This window comes from Streptomyces sp. NBC_01549 (assembly GCF_026339955.1).
Taxonomy (GTDB): Bacteria; Actinomycetota; Actinomycetes; order Streptomycetales; family Streptomycetaceae; genus Streptomyces.
Window position 1 is genome coordinate 1 of sequence record NZ_JAPEPW010000011.1, and the last position, 15,849, is coordinate 15,849.

The 15,849-nt window shown below is 68.7% G+C and carries 11 protein-coding genes and 5 pseudogenes; 8 read left to right on the plus strand and 8 right to left on the minus strand.

All coding sequences use genetic code 11. From position 1 onward, the window contains the following. Positions 1-2,749, plus strand: a 2,749-nt coding sequence (locus tag OG819_RS58145) for an NACHT domain-containing protein (protein ID WP_266658329.1), incomplete at its 5' end; no start/stop codon positions are given. Between the two features lie 286 nt (positions 2,750-3,035). Continuing rightward, positions 3,036-3,962, plus strand: coding sequence for a S41 family peptidase (locus OG819_RS58150; RefSeq protein ID WP_266658331.1), 927 nt, complete (start codon positions 3,036-3,038; stop codon positions 3,960-3,962). On the opposite strand, the pseudogene OG819_RS58155 reads toward OG819_RS58150, so the two are convergent. Next, a pseudogene (locus OG819_RS58155) lies at positions 3,934-4,202 on the minus strand (hypothetical protein); the annotation flags it as partial. The gene OG819_RS58150 and the pseudogene OG819_RS58155 overlap by 29 nt on opposite strands. 81 nt (positions 4,203-4,283) lie before the next feature. Between OG819_RS58155 and OG819_RS58160 the strand changes: the two are divergent. Next, positions 4,284-5,294, plus strand: a complete 1,011-nt coding sequence (locus OG819_RS58160) for a S41 family peptidase (protein WP_323139502.1) — start codon at positions 4,284-4,286, stop codon at positions 5,292-5,294. 65 nt (positions 5,295-5,359) lie between these two features. On the opposite strand, the pseudogene OG819_RS58165 reads toward OG819_RS58160, so the two are convergent. Together OG819_RS58165 and OG819_RS58170 are read right to left on the minus strand one after the other, a co-directional pair. Then, a pseudogene (locus OG819_RS58165) lies at positions 5,360-5,527 on the minus strand (IS5/IS1182 family transposase); the annotation flags it as partial. A gap of 14 nt (positions 5,528-5,541) precedes the next feature. After that, positions 5,542-5,814: a hypothetical protein gene (locus OG819_RS58170; RefSeq protein WP_189944375.1), complete on the minus strand. Its 273-nt coding sequence runs from the start codon at positions 5,812-5,814 to the stop codon at positions 5,542-5,544. Positions 5,815-5,887: 73 nt separating this feature from the next. Here OG819_RS58170 and OG819_RS58175 point away from each other — a divergent pair. From OG819_RS58175 to OG819_RS58185, 3 genes and pseudogenes are all read left to right on the plus strand, one after another. Next, positions 5,888-6,402 (plus strand): annotated as a pseudogene (locus OG819_RS58175) (helicase associated domain-containing protein); the annotation flags it as partial. Between the two features lie 555 nt (positions 6,403-6,957). Beyond that, positions 6,958-7,341 (plus strand): hypothetical protein, encoded by a 384-nt coding sequence (locus tag OG819_RS58180; protein WP_266658335.1) that lies wholly within the window; start codon positions 6,958-6,960, stop codon positions 7,339-7,341. Between the two features lie 102 nt (positions 7,342-7,443). After that, positions 7,444-7,947: a hypothetical protein gene (locus tag OG819_RS58185; RefSeq protein ID WP_266658337.1), complete on the plus strand. Its 504-nt coding sequence runs from the start codon at positions 7,444-7,446 to the stop codon at positions 7,945-7,947. Between the two features lie 107 nt (positions 7,948-8,054). On the opposite strand, the gene OG819_RS58190 is transcribed toward OG819_RS58185, so the two are convergent. Further along, positions 8,055-9,425: a replication-relaxation family protein gene (locus OG819_RS58190; RefSeq protein WP_266658339.1), complete on the minus strand. Its 1,371-nt coding sequence runs from the start codon at positions 9,423-9,425 to the stop codon at positions 8,055-8,057. An 828-nt stretch (positions 9,426-10,253) separates the two neighbouring features. On the opposite strand from OG819_RS58190, the gene OG819_RS58195 reads away from it, so the two are divergent. Continuing rightward, positions 10,254-10,703: a hypothetical protein gene (locus tag OG819_RS58195; RefSeq protein WP_266658375.1), complete on the plus strand. Its 450-nt coding sequence runs from the start codon at positions 10,254-10,256 to the stop codon at positions 10,701-10,703. Positions 10,704-10,844: 141 nt separating this feature from the next. Here the strand turns inward: OG819_RS58195 and OG819_RS58200 are convergent. The 3 genes and pseudogenes from OG819_RS58200 to OG819_RS58210 form a co-directional block, all read right to left on the minus strand. After that, positions 10,845-11,186, minus strand: a pseudogene (locus OG819_RS58200) (transposase); the annotation flags it as partial. Positions 11,187-11,416: 230 nt separating this feature from the next. Further along, positions 11,417-12,193: a hypothetical protein gene (locus OG819_RS58205; RefSeq protein ID WP_266594339.1), complete on the minus strand. Its 777-nt coding sequence runs from the start codon at positions 12,191-12,193 to the stop codon at positions 11,417-11,419. A 227-nt stretch (positions 12,194-12,420) separates the two neighbouring features. After that, positions 12,421-13,008: an ALF repeat-containing protein gene (locus tag OG819_RS58210; RefSeq protein ID WP_266658341.1), complete on the minus strand. Its 588-nt coding sequence runs from the start codon at positions 13,006-13,008 to the stop codon at positions 12,421-12,423. Between the two features lie 236 nt (positions 13,009-13,244). Between OG819_RS58210 and OG819_RS58215 the strand changes: the two are divergent. After that, positions 13,245-13,490, plus strand: a pseudogene (locus OG819_RS58215) (alpha/beta fold hydrolase); the annotation flags it as partial. A gap of 205 nt (positions 13,491-13,695) precedes the next feature. Here the strand turns inward: OG819_RS58215 and mobF are convergent. Then, a complete protein-coding gene (gene mobF / locus OG819_RS58220; protein ID WP_266658344.1) occupies positions 13,696-15,648 on the minus strand; it encodes a MobF family relaxase in 1,953 nt (650 codons plus the stop codon). Between the last annotated feature and the right edge of the window lie 201 nt (positions 15,649-15,849).

Below are 15,849 nucleotides of genomic sequence, written 5' to 3' on the forward strand. Positions count from 1 at the left end.
GGCGCGCACGTTGCGTCACCAGGGGCCCGAGCCGGATGGGCTGTCATCCGATGCTCAGTTCTTCCTCGACTCCGCGACGGAGTGGGCCTGCCTGCAGATCCTGGAGTTCTTCACCCGCCGCTCGACTTTTGTGGCTCGTACCCTGGTGGAACAGACCCGGACGCAGGCGGACCTCATCGCGAAGGTCGATGAGGTACTTGCCCGTACCCCGCGCCCGGGCACTCGGGACACAGCCTTCGAGCACGGCTACCTCAACTACGTTGCCAAGAAGCACGGCAAGCTCACGATCTACGGCATCGATCTCAGCAACTCGCCGAATCGATGGCCACTGGACGCCGCATACCTCAGCCTGGATGTGATCCGTCACCGGGAAGAACCCGGCTTCGGGCCGGAGTCGGCCTCCCCCATCTCCGCCCCTGCCCCCGCCGATCAGGCGCTGGCCGAACACGACCGAGTGCTGTTGCGCGGGGTTGCAGGCTCGGGCAAAAGCACGCTGATCCAGTGGCTCGCGGTGTCGGCGGCGACCGGCCCCGCGGACCGTATGGCCTACCTCATCGGTCGGATCCCGTTCGTGCTCCCCCTGCGCACTCTCACCCGGCACGGCGAACGCCTCCCCGCCCCCGCGCACTTCCTTACCGCCGTCGGCTGCCCTCTGGCCGGCACCCAGCCGGAAGGCTGGGAGCACCGCGTCCTGACCAGCGGGCGCGGACTCGTCCTGGTAGACGGCCTCGATGAGGTGCCGGAGCCCGAACGCGAACGTACAGGGACCTGGCTACGCGACCTGCTGGAGACCTACCCCGGCAACCGCTGGCTCGTCACCTCACGTCCCTCGGCCGTGCGCGACGACTGGCTCGCCGCCGATGGATTCACTGAACTCGGTCTCTCCGCGATGAGCCCGTCGGATGTGGCAGCCTTCATCAGGCGCTGGCATCGGGCGGCCGCCACCGGCGCGCCCGACGAGGACGCCCTCCTGACCGCCTATGAGACCCAGCTGCGCGATGCCGTCCGCACCAAACCGGACCTGGGGCGCCTCGCCACGAATCCGTTGATGTGCGGCCTGATCTGCGCCCTGCACCGTGACAGGCATGGCTACCTTCCACACGGCCGCAAGGAGTTGTACGACTCAGCGCTCTCCCTGCTGTTAGTCCGCCGCGACCGCGAACGTGACATGGTGACCCCGCAACTGAGCGAGGAGCCCCAACTGCAGCTCCTCCAGCGACTCGCGCACTGGCTCATACGCAACGGCCGAACAGAGTTGGACCGCAGCCGGGCAGAGAGCATCATCGCGGAGGTGCTCCCGGCGATCCCAGCGGCGCAGGTCCTCGGGGACGCCGATGCCGTGCTGCGCCACTTCCTGATCCGCACCGGCCTGCTCCTCTCCCCCACCCCGGATTCGATTCATTTCGTGCACCGCACATTTCAGGACTACCTGGGGGCGCGGGCGGCCGTGGAAGCCGGCGACTTCGGCCTGCTGGCGGAACATGCCGCCGACGACCAATGGGCGGACGTCATCCGCATGGCGGTGGCACAAGCCCGGCCGCGTGAAAGGGCCGAGCTGCTGAATCTGCTGACGGCCTCCTCGGACAAACGTGTCCACCTGCTGGCGATGGCGTGCCTGGAACACGCCACGGAACTCGACCCGGCCGTGCGACGCCAGGTCGAGGTGGCAACAGCAACACTGCTGCCACCCCACACGGACGCCGAGGCCAAGGAACTGGCACAGATCGGGCCGCTGATCCTGGAACTGCTGCCAGGCCCGCACGAACTGTCCGACGACGAAGCCGAGGCCGTAACAGCGACGGCAGCGCTGGTCGGCACGGAAGCGGCGGTGCCCGTGCTCGCGCAATACCGGAACCATTCCGCGCAGAGGGTCCGGATCAATCTAATGCGGGCGTGGAATCTCTTCGATGCAGAGGTGTACGCCGACGAGGTGCTGAGCCACGTCGACACCCACGACCTGTTCCTCTTCGCCACCTCGCCCGCACAGGTACGCGCCCTGCCCCGCCTGGGCGATCGGACACGACTAGGCGTAACAGGCGACCACGCTCCTGCAGGGATCCTCAAGGCCTTGCCCGAACGCGTGGAGTACCTCGGCCTCTACGAAAACACCCTGCTGAACGACGTGCAGCCGTTCGGCTCTATGCCCTGCGTCCGCCACATCAATCTAGCGCGCTGTCCAGGAGTTGAGGACCTGACGCCCCTGACGGAGACGGGGCTGACCTCACTGTTTATCCGAGACCTTGGAGGGACAGCCGGGCTGGACCTCCTCTCCACCCTCCAATCGCTCACCGCCTCGACACCTCTGCCGGGCGGGCTGTCCACTCTCCCGCAGGACGCTCCTCTGACCAGCTTGTCACTGGGCGGAGACGCCGTCGCGGAGACCGGGCTGCGCGGTCTGAGCACCTGGCCGACGCTGGAGTACCTCAACATCCAGAACGATATCGGCGACCTCGGCCCCAGGGACTGGGCCGAGATCGCCAGACTCCCGTGTCTCAGCTCAATAAGCATCGCGGCGAAATACCTCCCCGGGCTCCTCTCCGCTCCGCACTTGCCCACACTCGAGACTGTCTATGTGACGAACATTCGCGAGGACACTGATCTCACGCCGCTGTACGGCAACTGCCCACAGGTCCGCACGCTCAGGCTGTACTCGGAGGAGCACTCCACAGGGCTAGTAGCGGCCCCCTACCAGGCCCTTTTCCCCGAAGCCGAGGTCACGGTCCACCCCACCCGCCCTCTGCTCTTCTGAGGCAGTCCGGCACAGCGAAGGGCGCAGCGCTCGAAAGCGCGGGTGGTTGTCCGCGTGCTGATGGCGCCGACCGTACCCCTACGCCGTCCGGAGAACGGCCCGACATCACCCGATCAAGTTCAGTAGCTGATCGTCAATTAGGGTTGCTCGTGAGTCGAGAGCCTGTTCGGGGGGATGGATGCGGCGGGAACGTTCATTGCGCATGGCGGTCTGCGCTGGCCTGGTTGGAGTAGCGGTCGCCGCGACGGGGTGCACGAGCCGTTCGCACGATCCAGCGGCTACCGACATGTCGCCCAGTGCGCGGACCTACCTGTCGCAGGCGCTGAACATCATGGAGAAGCACTCTCTTCTTCGTCACAAGGTTGACTGGTCGGACTTGCGGAGCAGGGCGTTCTCGCAGGCGCGTGGTGCGCAGAAGACGGCGGGCACGTACGGGGCGATCGACTCGGCTCTGTATGCGCTGGGCGACGGGCACAGTTTGTTCTGGGAGCCGGATGAGGCGAAGGAGCGTTACGGAGCCTCCGCGGTCAGCTTCGATGGCTTAGCAGGCCGTTCTCTGAAAAGCGGTGTGGGCTACATTTCCCTGCCTGGTGTGCAGGGGTCTCAAGAGGCGTACGACCAGTACGTGCGGCAGGGCCGGAGTGCCGTGGCGAAGGCCGGCGCGGGTGAAGCCTGCGGCTGGGTGGTGGATCTGCGCTCGGACACCGGGGGCGACATGTGGCCGATGCTTGCGGTGGTAGGTCCGATCCTGGGCGATGGCACGGTCGGTGCGTTCGTGGATGTCGATGGCAGCAAGTCCGTTTGGTCGATCAAGCACGGCAGTCCATACGCAGACGGCAAGTTGGTCGGTTGGGGCGATGGCCGACCGTTCGCCAAGAGCGCCCCGCCGGTCGCGGTCCTGACCGGTAAGCGAACAGGCAGTTCGGGTGAAGCGGTCGTGGTGGCCTTCCGGGGACGTCCTGACACTCGGTTCTTCGGCGAGCCGACCTACGGTGTCCCCACGGGAAACAAGCTGTACCACCTAGCCGACGGAGCTGTGCTGGCCCTCACGGAAGTCAAGGACGCGGACCGAACGGGCCGTGCATATGACGCGCCGATTCCTCCTGACGTGGAGATTGTCAAAGACCCACGCCCGGTGGCACGTAACCGGGACGAGGTCCTGCAGGCAGCACAGAGCTGGCTCCTCAAACAGGCTGCCTGTCGTCGACCGTGAAATGCTCCGGAGGTTTCCTCGGCCAGCTGGGGGTCGAGCCTTTCCGTGCGAGACGCCTGGTCATGAGGGTGATGGCGGCCCTGGTGATCAGCGTCTCGGAGTGCTGGATGAGCCGTTCGTAGTCCCTTGCATGCGGCGGGCGTGCATCATCCACGGGAGCGACCTCTCAACGACCCACCTGCGGGGCAGCACGACGAAGCCGGAGGCGTCCTTGGGACGGCTGACAACATCTGTGAGCTCGTCAGCGGGTGATCGTTAACGTTAGGGTTGCCTCCTGTGACGAGAGCCTGGGGACGGATGGGTCGGGGACGTTCACTGCGCATGCCGGCATGTGCGGCACTGGCCGGAGTTGTCGTCGCGGCGACGGGATGCACGAGCGGTGCGCAGGACTCGGCGGGCGGCGACATGGCGCCCGCGGCGCGGACGTACTTGTCGAAGGCGCTGAGCATCATGGAAGAGCACTCTTTGCTCCGTCACCAGATCGACTGGGACAACCTTCGAAGCAAGGCGTTCTCGCAGGCTCGCGGGGCGCAGAAGCCCGCGGACACCTACGGGGCGATCGAGTCGGCATTGGGGGCTCTGGGCGATCGGCACAGCACCTTCTGGGATCCGGGGCAGGCCAAGGAGGGCATGGAGGCGTCGACCTCCTCTTTCGATGGTCTGGAAGGCCGTTCCCTGAAGAACGGCATCGGGTACGTTTCCCTGCCTCGGGTGAGCGGTTCCCAGAAGACGTACGACGCGTACGTACGGCAGGGCCGGGACGCTGTGGTGAAGGCGGACGGGGCGGGAGCCTGCGGCTGGGTGGTGGACCTGAGGCCGGAGAGCGGTGGTGGCATGTGGCCGGTGCTCGCCGTGGCCGGGCCGATTCTGGGTGACGGCACGGTAGGCATGTTCGTCGATGCGGACGGCAAGAAATTCGTGTGGTCGATCAAGAACGGTGGCCCGTACCTGGACGGTAAGCCGCAGAGCGGGGGCGCTGGCCAGCCCCTGGGCCGAAGCAGGTCGCCGGTCGCCGTGCTGACCGGCCGGCAGACAGCCAGTGCAGGTGAGGCGGTCGTGGTGGCCTTCCGCGGACGCCCGGACACCCGGTTCTTCGGCGAACAGACCCGCGGTGTCCCAACGGGGAACGACGCGCACCGCCTGTCCGACGGCGCCATGCTCATCCTCACCGAAGTCAAGGACGCGGACCGCACGGGCCGCACCTACGACGAGGCGATCCCGCCGGACGAGGAAGTCATCAAGGACCCCCGCCCGGTGGCCCGCCACCAGGACGCCGTCTTGGACGCAGCCCAGAGCTGGTTGCTCAAGCAGGCCGCCTGCCGACGACGGTGAATCACTAGGTCACTCCGAAGGTTCGTGGCTGAGAGCCAGGCCCTCCGTGGCAGTCAGCCGTCGACAGCGGCCGGTTTCCTCGGCCAGCTGGGGGTCGAGCCTTTCCGTGCGAGACGCCTGGTCATGAGGGTGATGGCGGCCCAGGTGATCAGCGTCTCGGAGTGCTGGATGAGCCGTTCGTAGTCCCTCGCGTGGCGGCGGGCGTGCATCATCCACGCGAGCGACCTCCCGACCGAGTGGCGGGCCATCAGGGGCTGTCGCCGCCCCAGTCCCAGCGGGCCGGGTCGCCAGGGCGCGGGTCGTACAGCGCCCGGCCCCCGGGGCCGAACTGCCCGAGCTCCGTGAGGAGGGAGACACCGTCGTCGATCTCTTCCGGCCTCCAGCCGGTGATGTCGAGCAGCAGTCCGTCCAGCGGCCCGCCCACCAGTTCGGCGTAGCGCCGTCCCGGCTTCGGGCCCGGGTGGTCGTGGTCGGCTCCGTAGATCCGGCCGCGCAGCAGCTGCTCATCGTCGCTGTCCATGCCCTCCAGCCTCGCAGCCGCCACCGACAACGAGGGCTTGCCCAGGCGGCCCTGGGCAAGCCCTCGCGCTGCCGGCATCTGGCTCAAGAACGCGCGGGCCGCCGCCCGTAAGGCAGCCGAGATCGAACCTGGCCGGTGGAGTGGCAGCGGGCGTTCAACCTCACCCGGCTGCACCTGGACGGCGGCGGTGAAGTGCCGACCGAGCCGGGTGACGTCCTGCGCCAAGGCGAGGACCTCGGGCGGTGGGTGCGTGCCCAGCGTTTGGGCTGGGACAAGCTCACCGGGGTGCAGCAGTGGATGCTGGAGCAGGTCCTCGGGATCGAGCCCGCGACCGAGGACGAGAAGCCGAAGCCGCGCCGTACCCAGGCCGACAAGTGGGCCGCCAACCTGGCAGCCGCGAAGCAGTTCTATGAGCGTGAGGGTCATCTGATCGTCCCCCGCAGCCACCTTGAGACTGTGCTCTCGGACGAGGGATGGGAACTGCAGTTCCGTCTGGGGGCCTGGATCGGCAACCAGCGCTCGCGTGCGGCGACTTTGTCGGAGGACCGGCGCGAGCAGCTGTCCGTGATCGGGATGCGGTGGTCCTGACGATGAGCGGGAACACCTCGGTCATCACGGCGGCCGCCGTGGCTCTGATGGTGGGTTACCTGGTGGGGGCCGGGTGCTGCCGTGGCAACGGCTGGGCAACTGGGGAGGCCAGGTGCGTTCACGGAACCGCCAGTCCGTCGTCGTCCTGGTCCACGTTCTTGAGCGGCCGCGCACCAGCTGGCATCTTGCGCACCCCGGCCCCCGAGACCCGGGGGGGGCTGGCTCCCGAACAAGACCCCAACAGGAGATCACGGGTTTCCAGGCAGGACGTTGGGGATGCGAAGGCGGCGGAGGTCGCCTATTGGTGTCCGAGACACTCTCTGGCTCATTGCGTACTGCTGTTCCCTCTCTTGTTCGGGTTACGGTCATGCCGCTTCACAAGTCCCGCACAGTTCCCGCAAAGTCACATCGAACGAGGGAGAAAGTGTGAGCACGAAAGATCGAAGACTCCGTTCCTTATGGGGGGCGCTAGCCGCATGTGTCCTGCTGCTGACCTTCGGAGCACCGGCATCAGCCAACTCCGATCCCGAGGGCGGACCAGGAGAAGCCACCATCGTGGCTGGAGCGGACGGATCTGAGAGTCCGGACCACCTGATCACGTGCACGATCAAAGCGGCCAAGCCCAACTACAGCGGAAGCACCGTCACTGCCGTCGGGTACATGAGCAGCTGCACACCCAGCACCCCGGAAATCTGCCGGACCGAGACCGATCTCCTGAGGTACTACCCCGGCCCAGGGACGTTCGAAGTAGTGGCGTCCGGCTCGGTGAACTACTCGTGCCCGCCCCCAAACCGGACCAGCACCGCTGTTCTGAGGAACTGCGATTCGAGTTCCGTCAACTGGACTTACATGACCCGGACCTACGGGACGATCACCCACGACGGCAGGCCTACCGCTGGTCATGTGGACAGCACCCTGCTGAACGTCAAATGCGTCTGAGGTAAGCCGCCCCGCACCCGTGAGTGTGAACTCCCAGCGGGGGTATGCAGCGACTGCCTGCATACCCCCTGCAGAGGCCGCTGCCCGTGGAAGGGAACAAGGATGATGACTGATGGTCGCCAGGAAGCTGCTTGGCAGTTCTGCGCTGCAGTGAGCACCCGCCTGTATGAGGTGTGCATGCACGACGCATCATTCCGCAGCGAGATCAGTCGGCTGTATCGGAAGTGGCAGGTCGATGAAGCAGGCACCGATGCGAAGGTTCGCTTACTGACATCGCTGGCGCTCTATTCCCTGCTGCTAGATCGCCCGTCCTCCTCGGAGCGCGACTGGGAGCAGATCACAGCAGCCTCTGTCCTTGACACGGTCGCAGCCAGGCCTGTCCACGAGCTCTTTGCGTCCCTGCCCTCCCTCAGCCAAGTAGAGGAAAGGCATCTCCAAGCCCTCAAACTCATGAGCTACAGCTTCGGGACCAGCCCCGGCCCTTCTGCTACAGCGAACTACTGGGCGTATCTCACCACAACGGTCAGTCTCCTCCTGGAACAGATCGTCATAGCAACCGGAGAAGAAACACCGACCTGTAAGACCATTCTTTCCGCCGGTCAGTGAGGGCCTCTCAGGCCAGTTGATCTCGATGGCGTGCAGGCGGCGATGGTGCCGCCGATCCGACTGGTGCCGCTCGTCATGGTCGTAGCAGTGGTTGCCGAGTGCCGGAGTCAGCTGCGCCAGCGTCCGAGCCAGCCGCCAGCCTTCGATGCCTGCGCCGCTTCCGCCTCCGGGAGCTCCTGCTCCTGGCGCTCGCGTTCGGCCGCTTCCGCCTGCCGCTCCGCTTCGAGCGCCCGGGTCTTGCAGTCGTCACACAGGTGCGGGTGGCTGTCCCCGCGGCCCCAGTCGACAGCGATGCTGGCCTTCAACCGGTCGTCGGTGAACTTGGTCCCGCAGTCCCCGCACACCGGACGCTGAGCCTCGCGTTCAGCTGCTTCCCGCGCTACGCGGCGCCGCGCAGCTTCGGCCCGGCGGGCGAGGGCAGCATCCCGGCGCGGGTTTCCGATCGCGTCCCAGAGGTTCTGGCGGTCCTCGCGGCCGAAGCGCCAGAACGCGGGCCCGGCCGGACCGTGCTCGCGCAGCAGCTCCAGCGTGGTCGCCACGATCGGCATCTTCCCCTTGTAGATGCGGAAGCCGCCCTCGGCCCACTGGCCCTGCCAGTGCTCGCGGGTGAGGTCGGCCACCCGCTCCATCTGCTTCAGCGCGGACCGCTTGCCAGCCTGGTGGAAGACGAGCAGGACCGGCGGGTGCGTTGCGTCGCCCCACTGAGGATCGGGTGCGGACCAGCGGGTGCGCCACATCGGCTTGTCCTTGCCGTCGGTGTCCTTCACCTTGCGGCGGTAGTGGCGCATGTACTTGTCGAACTTGGCCGCGATGACCGGGGCTTCCTCGGTGCAGTTGTCGGCCTCGATGAACAACAGCGGCAGCCCGGCCTCCGGGGCGGTGAGGACGATGTCGGCCCACGCACATCCCACGCCGGGGTTCCTCCACGTGCCCGTCGCCGGGAGCGCGACCTCGGTGGCATAGGAAGTGATGGTGCCGATCCCGTCGGGCGCGTCGACACAGGCCTGCGCGGCCGCGACGGCTTCGGCCGGCTCCCCGGCCACCAGATCCAGGTCGGGCTTCGGGCGGATCATCGCAAGGACCGTCTCGTTGACCGTCATCGCGTGCGAGGCACCCGAGCGGCCCGCACTCTTGGGCATGCCGCCCATCTCCTCCGGCCCCCGGTCCAACTTGAGCCCGGCAGCGGCCAGTCCGGAGGTGGTGAGCAGGCTCACCTCCTCTCCGCCTCGGGTGCGGCCGCCGTCGACGGACAGACCATGCCTGCGCAGATCGTTGAGCGCACCGCGATGAGAGGCGGTGCGCGCCTCCTTCCGCACAGCCGCCGTCTTCTTCGTGGTGTGCCGGTACGTCAGGTGCGGTGAGGACAGCCGCTGGATCTGATCCGCCGTCGCGGCCTTGAGCACCCCGAGCGCGCGCAGCACATCGGCGCGCAGGCCGGTCGACGATCCCGCCTCGTTCGTCTTGCGCTTGCCCGCCATCAGCCCCGCCCTCCCGTGCGTCGCGTCCGGCCACCGGCCGGGCGCCGGCCCCGCCCGGCCGTAGAGGGCACCAGGCGCGCCCTGAACCCGATGATCGCCTCCACCACTGACACCCCACCCCCACCTATTTCCCAGGGCTTGGTCAGTGAGAGGAGGAGAGAAGAGGGTTGTGACGACGCGCTGCGGCCCCAAAAAGTCGTGGTGGCCTGGGGGAATGCGGTCAGCGCTCGTGCCGGGCACGGAAGTGGGTACGACAGTGGGATCGCAAGCGCCGGCGGCAGGAGACTGCGGCGGCTTGCCCAGCCGACCAGCCCTCCCGGCGCAGGGCGCACGGCTCGCCGACCGGCGGTGCGGTCAGGGTACGGCGGGCGCCTGTGTTCGGTCATCATCCGGTCTCTCCCTTGTGCGTTGGTGTCCTCCACCAGCCCTGTGAGGCCGGTGGCGCACCCGCGCGAGGAGAGCCACCCGATGGCTCGGTGGCCGCTGCATGCCCCTCCTGCGGGCGCGTGGCGGCCATCGTCAGGAAGCACCCCTTGTCCGAGACCTGTTCGCGGCCAGTAGCGAAGTTGGTCTAGGAGAAACGCCCGCTCCTGGCGGCCCGCGCCGAATCGGACAAGGGGTCCGTGGTCGGCCCGACCACGACTGGACAAGGGGTCATGGTCGGGCCGACCAGACTCGACAAGGGGGCCCGCTTAAACCCATACAGCACCAGTTCGCTCCGGTTTGGAGACGGGGAGAAATCTCCGGACTTTATCCACAGGAGCGCGGCCTGAGCATCAGGCCAGTCGCCGTGATCGGCACGGCGGCCAGCCTGTTGAGGAGATCCGAATGCCGCACCTGGAGCAGCCCCGCACGCCGCTGACCCCCGAAGAGGTGGAGCTCGCTTTCGAGTACGTCCTGGCGATACAGGACAACAGCGACCACGCCGTTGCCGCCGTCTTCGACCGGACGAAGGCCGTTGCGGCGCCGGCCGTCCCCTTGTTGCGGCTGGCTGAGGACATCATCCTTCCCGTCACGGACCTGGCGGCCGATGCCGATCCGTGCGCGGACTCCTTCGCCCTGGACGAGGTCGGGGGCGTCTTGCTGGCCGCGCTGGAGGAGTGGACGCGTGAGTGCGTCCCCAGCGCGATCTGGGGCGTCGCCAACACCATCATCCGGTTCACCGAGAACGTCCTCCGGCAGGAGGGCGAGGACATCGTCGACACCCTGAAGACGATGCGCACCGAGCACCTGGAGCAGGCCCGCGCGGCGTATCCCTCGGGCGGTGCGCACCAGTAGGCGCTGCGGTGCGCAGCTGGTGCGCATCGAACGCGCCGGTAACCGCGCCTCGGTGCGCACTCGGTTCGCGTCGCGCGGTGGCCGGCGCGCACCTGCGCACCGGTGCGGTGCGCAGTGCGCGCGAGGCGGGTGCGTTTTCCCTTTGAGGGCCCGGATGTGCGAGCCGTCCACGGCGCAGTCGTCCAGGTCCAGCAAGTCGGCGCGGCGCAGCTCGCTCAGCAGGGCGGCGTGCAGGCAGGGCCAGACGCCGGCCTCGGTCCAGTCCCGCAGCCGGCGCCAGGCCGTCACCCCGGAGCAGCCCACAGTCTCCGCAGGGACGTCACGCCAGGCGACACCGGTCCGCAGCACGTACAGGACGCCAGCGAGTGCAGTTCGGTCGGGAACACGCAACCGCCCCGGATGGCGTCGGCGCCGCTCGGGAGCGGGCGGCAGCAGCGGAGCCACCCGCTCCCACAAGTCGTCAGGAACAAGATCAGCACGCACTCCGAACACCCCGCCGACCAAGATCGCTGAGCGCAAGACCCGCAGCTCAACTCATTCTGAAACGATCAGTAAGGGAGGTCTTCCCCGTGGGGTGCCTGCGGCCGGCGGTCCGCGCCCATGCGACGAGCCCGTTCTCGCGAGCCGACCGCCCCGAATGCGGGCGGCAGATTCCGGGAGCCGCGCACACGTGGGAACCGTGCGCAGTGGGCAGAGCGCAGGGGCGGGCCCGATCAGTTGGCCGACGTGTTCCGTGTCATCTCGGCTGCCTCGGTGATGGCGCGTTGTCTGAGATCGCCGAACAGCTGCATCGTGACGGCGGCCAGGACGTCGTCCCCGCCAACAGTCCGCCCGTCCCCGCGGCGGGTGGACAGGGCGAGGAGGGGGTCCTTGAGCAGCGGGGCCGGGGCTGGCTCGCCCGGCACCACCAGACTGACCGTCCCGAACCGCTTGACCCCGCCCTCGCGGACGGCCTTGGCCGCGTCCCGGGCCAGGGCCGTCAGGAACACGCTCGCGATTCCGTCCAGGTCGCGGACCATCGCCGGGACGGCCCTCACCCCCCGGCTCCCCAGCAGCCTTCTCACCCCGGCCTCGAACCGGTGGGCGCCAGCCACACCACTCGGTGTACGCGCCCCGCGGCGCTCACGAAGAGACACGAGCGCACCATCGGCGTTGCGCACCTCGCCCATCAGGCCGTGGAAGGTCGGGCTGTGCAGGTACCACGCCGATCCCACCTCCACCTCGACGTTCCGGTCGATCGCCGAGATGAGGTCCTTGGGAATCAGCCTCGTCCTGGCCTCCTCGGCCGCCGCGCTTCTCGCGCCGTCGATGATCTCCGTCAGCACGGTCCGCGTCACCGACGCGGCGGCCCACGCGGCCGGCCGGGAGACGTGCAACGAGGTCACGTCCCTGAACACCGCTTTGACGAGCTGAGGCTTGAACGGCAGGTCGGTCACGACGGAAGCGGTCTGCGGACCGCTGCGCTCGGTGCGTAGGAGTTGTGTGGTCATCGAAGAATGTGCTTTCTGCTGTCGGAGGTGTCAGTGGCCCATGCCGCACCGGGCGGCGAGACCACAGAGCTCTGCGGAGGGCGCCGAGCCGGCACAGGGCCTGCCGGGCGGGGCCGCCGGCACACAGAGGTGCAGGCGGCCCCGCCCGGATTCTCGGCGTTCCGGCGACCGGGCGTGCGGCAGGGGGTGCCACCCGGGCGACGCGCTGTGGTGCGGCGCCGTGCCGGTCAGGCGACCTGGTACCTGCCGACTTCCAGGAAGTGGCGCAGTGCTTCGGGTGTGTTGTCGTCGAGGGCGGCGTTGGCTGCCGCGCGCAGGGCCGGGCTGATGGATGGGTCGGCGAGGATGCGGGCGATGGCGACGCGGTCGTCCTCGGCCTGGGCGATGCGGTAGCCGGTCTCCAGCCAGGCGCGGATCGCGTCGGAGTCGTTGGCGTCCAGGAGGGCGTTGACCTCGGCGATGACGCGCCGGCCGCTGTCGGGGTCGGCGAGCAGGCGCGTGATGGCGACGCGGTCGTCCTCGGCCTGGGCGATCCGGTAGCCGGTCTCCAGCCAGGCGCGCATCGCCTCGGGGTCGTTGGCGTCCAGGAGGGCGTTGGCCTCTCGTGTCACACGCCGGCCGCTGTCCGGGTCGGCGAGGATCCGGACTATGGCCACCCTCAGGTCGTCGGCGTCCGGCTCGTCCGCGGACGAGGACACCGCGGGCACCGTCACCGCGGTCGCTGCCGCCGTGGCGGCGAAGGACGGGGTGGCGAGCAGGAGGGCCGGGGCGAGGATGCCCGCGGCAATGCCGGGCGCTACGCGATGCAGTCGCAAGGGGAATGCTCCTCTTCGTGGGCTACGGAGGTGAGTTGAGGACGCCTCAGGGCGTTCACTTCGGTGATGCTGCCACCTGGGTCTGACAATGGCAGTTGCCCCGCTGCGGTCGCAGGGCACCGTCGCCGCGGACGTGGCCGGTGTTTCATGGCGGCGCGCCTTCGAGAAGGGCGGCCTTGAGCGCGGCTCGTGGCTGTCGGGGCATGATCGGGGCGAGACGATTCCTGGGGGCGGTCGTGGTGTGGTCCGAGCGTGTGGTGGTGCGCGACGGGGTTCGGCTTGTCTGCCGGGACCGGGGCGGGCCGGGGGAGCCGGTCGTGCTGCTGCACGGCTTGGCCGGTCATGCGGGTGAGTGGGAGGTGGTGGCCTCGCGGCTGATTGCCCGGTATCGGGTCGTCGCGGTCGATCAGCGCGGGCACGGCGCGAGCGAGCGTCATCCGCAGGATGTCTCCCGGGCCGCCTATGTCGCCGACGTCGTCGCTGCAACCGTACCCCGGGAGAGGGAGATCCCTCCTTCGCCTACGGACTGGCTGCGGTCGGGGGTCACGCGCCAGCGCGTGACCTGCACCGCCGGTGGGTGAGATGTAGACGCGAGGGTGCCGTGCATCGCGATGCTGTGCACTCGCGGGGAGAGTGCTGTGCATCGCGGGGACGATGCACGGCATCGCCGGTGCGCACCGGATGCGGCTACCGGTGCGCACCGGGACTCTGCCCGGACCCGGGCTGGTGCGGCTGGTGCGCGCGCTGGTCGTCCTCGCGCACCGGGTGCGGTCCGCCGGTGTCCTCGAGGTCGGCGTAGCGGTCCATGGTGGCGCGGGCGCGGTCGGCCGCCACGGTGAAGGCATCTTGGAGGTGACGCAGCCGCTCGGCAGTGAAATCGAGGGCTTCCACGTCCGTGCGGGACTCCTTCAGGGCCCGCAGCGCAGCCATGTCGAGCGCCGACCGAGGCTCGGAGTCCGCGTCTTCGTCGGTGTCCGGGAACGGGATAAGGAGCTGCTCGGGCATCGCGGCCTGCTGGTGCGCCACGACGTCGTCGTACAGGGCGCGGCCGGTGCGGCGCGCGGCGCGCAGCCGGGCGCTGAGGACGGTGGAGGCGATGACCGCGCGGTCGTAGAGCAGCGGGACGCGTGGGATGTCCCACTCCCCCGGTTCCAGGGGCAGGCGGGTCGTGTCCGGGTCGCTGGGGCCGGCCGGGGGCCGCGGGCTCGGATCGGGTTCGGCGTCCGGTGGGCGGCGGCGGGTGGGCGGGTCGGTCAGGGGCCAGCGGGCGGTGTAGAAGCGGTAGGCGGGCATGTGGCCGCGCAGTGTTTTCGGCTCGCTGATGTCCAGGCAGTGCGTGGCGATGGCGGCGTCCACGATTTCCTCGTCCAGGCCCGGCTCGCGGCGGCGGCCGCGCAGGACGAGAGCGAGGTGACGGCGCGCTTCGGCGAGCAGGTGCCGGCGGTGGAAGAAGCCGTCCTTGTTCATCACGAACACCATCGCGGTGACGTCGACGGCCGCCAGGGCGACGTCGACCACAGCGGCGACCCGGGCCCGGATCGCCGCCGCCGCGGCACGGGCGTGCTCGAGGAGGGAGTTGATGACATCGGCGGCCACCCCGGAGGTGAGGATCGCGCTCGTCTTCCACCACGCGCGCAGCTGTGCGAGCGGCCGGGTTTGCTGCTTGGGCGGGCGGGTCATCTTCGCCGCGATCCGGTTCAGCTTGGCGCGGGCCTGCTCGGAGACCTCGGCCGCGAACTTCAGGTTACCGTCGTCGTCGACGGCGGTGACGTACTCGTGCTCCAGGTCTGCCAGGCAGGCGGCTATCTGGTCGCTGCGCCGTGAGGTCCAGCGGATCAGCTCGTGCGGCACCCCGGCGATCTCCATCACCGGGCGGCGGCCGGCGGTGACGGTGCGCGGCTCGGAGGCCAGCCCCAGTGCCTCGCACACCTCAGCCATCACGATCTCGTTGTAGAGCGAGGACGCGGCGACGGTGTTCTCGAACAGGACCTCCGAGTGGACCGATCCCCACTTCCCGCCTGGACGCTGGCCCTTCACCGACAGCATCAGATGGTCATGGAGCAGCGGCATTCCCGACCGGGCCTCGTGGTGGCGGAAGCGGGCGGCGACCAGGCCGCCGGGCGGCCGGACCTGGTAGACGCCGTCCTTGCCGAAGCGGATCACCGCGACCTGGTCCTCGATCCACTCCAGCACTCTCTCGATCGCCCGCTCGTGCGCGGCCTCGATCACCTGTCGGGTCTCGTCATCACCCAGCGCCCACAGCAGGTAGATCGTCGGCTGCGGACGGAAGACGAAGTCGGCGCCCGTGACCTTCACCCGCCGGCCGAGGGCGCCGGCCTTCCACGCGGCCTTCGGTGACTTGCCCGCCGCCAGTTGGTCGGCCTCGATCAGATCCGCGTGCGGGTGTCGGCCTTTCTCCCCGAACAGGTTCCGTAGCTGCGTCTCGGTGACGACGTCCCCGGCGGCCAGGCCGAGGGCGGGGAGTCCGCGGCCCATCCATCGGCCGGCGGGGACACCGGCTTCCTCCTGAGCCTTGGCTAGCGGCGTGCGCGCCGGGCGTCTGCCGTCGCCGACGACGACTTGGCGCGAGTAGTAGCGGTGCATCTGCCCGGCGGTGATTAGCTCGATATCCGTGGTCATGAACACCACGCCACACGCCTCTGACCTGCATGGAAAGGGTGATCAGCGCTACGTCCCGCCAGGCGGGAGCAGCGGTCCTACTTTCTTTCCGAGTGCCCGTCAGACGGGAAGCGGCTCCGGCCGACGGCGCGAGTGTCATCGCTCTCCGGTCAGGCTCCAACACCGCCCCAACCCACACCACAGAGCACCGGCACACGCCAA

What these genes read in the sequence shown, in the direction of transcription:
- OG819_RS58150 (WP_266658331.1), top strand. Translation starts at nt 3,036, where the DNA reads ATGTCGCCCAGTGCGCGGACCTACCTGTCGCAGGCGCTGAACATCATG.
- OG819_RS58160 (WP_323139502.1), top strand. Translation starts at nt 4,284, where the DNA reads ATGCCGGCATGTGCGGCACTGGCCGGAGTTGTCGTCGCGGCGACGGGA.
- OG819_RS58170 (WP_189944375.1), bottom strand. Translation starts at nt 5,814, where the DNA reads ATGGACAGCGACGATGAGCAGCTGCTGCGCGGCCGGATCTACGGAGCC.
- OG819_RS58185 (WP_266658337.1), top strand. Translation starts at nt 7,444, where the DNA reads ATGATGACTGATGGTCGCCAGGAAGCTGCTTGGCAGTTCTGCGCTGCA.
- OG819_RS58190 (WP_266658339.1), bottom strand. Translation starts at nt 9,425, where the DNA reads ATGGCGGGCAAGCGCAAGACGAACGAGGCGGGATCGTCGACCGGCCTG.
- OG819_RS58195 (WP_266658375.1), top strand. Translation starts at nt 10,254, where the DNA reads ATGCCGCACCTGGAGCAGCCCCGCACGCCGCTGACCCCCGAAGAGGTG.
- OG819_RS58205 (WP_266594339.1), bottom strand. Translation starts at nt 12,193, where the DNA reads ATGACCACACAACTCCTACGCACCGAGCGCAGCGGTCCGCAGACCGCT.
- mobF (WP_266658344.1), bottom strand. Translation starts at nt 15,648, where the DNA reads ATGACCACGGATATCGAGCTAATCACCGCCGGGCAGATGCACCGCTAC.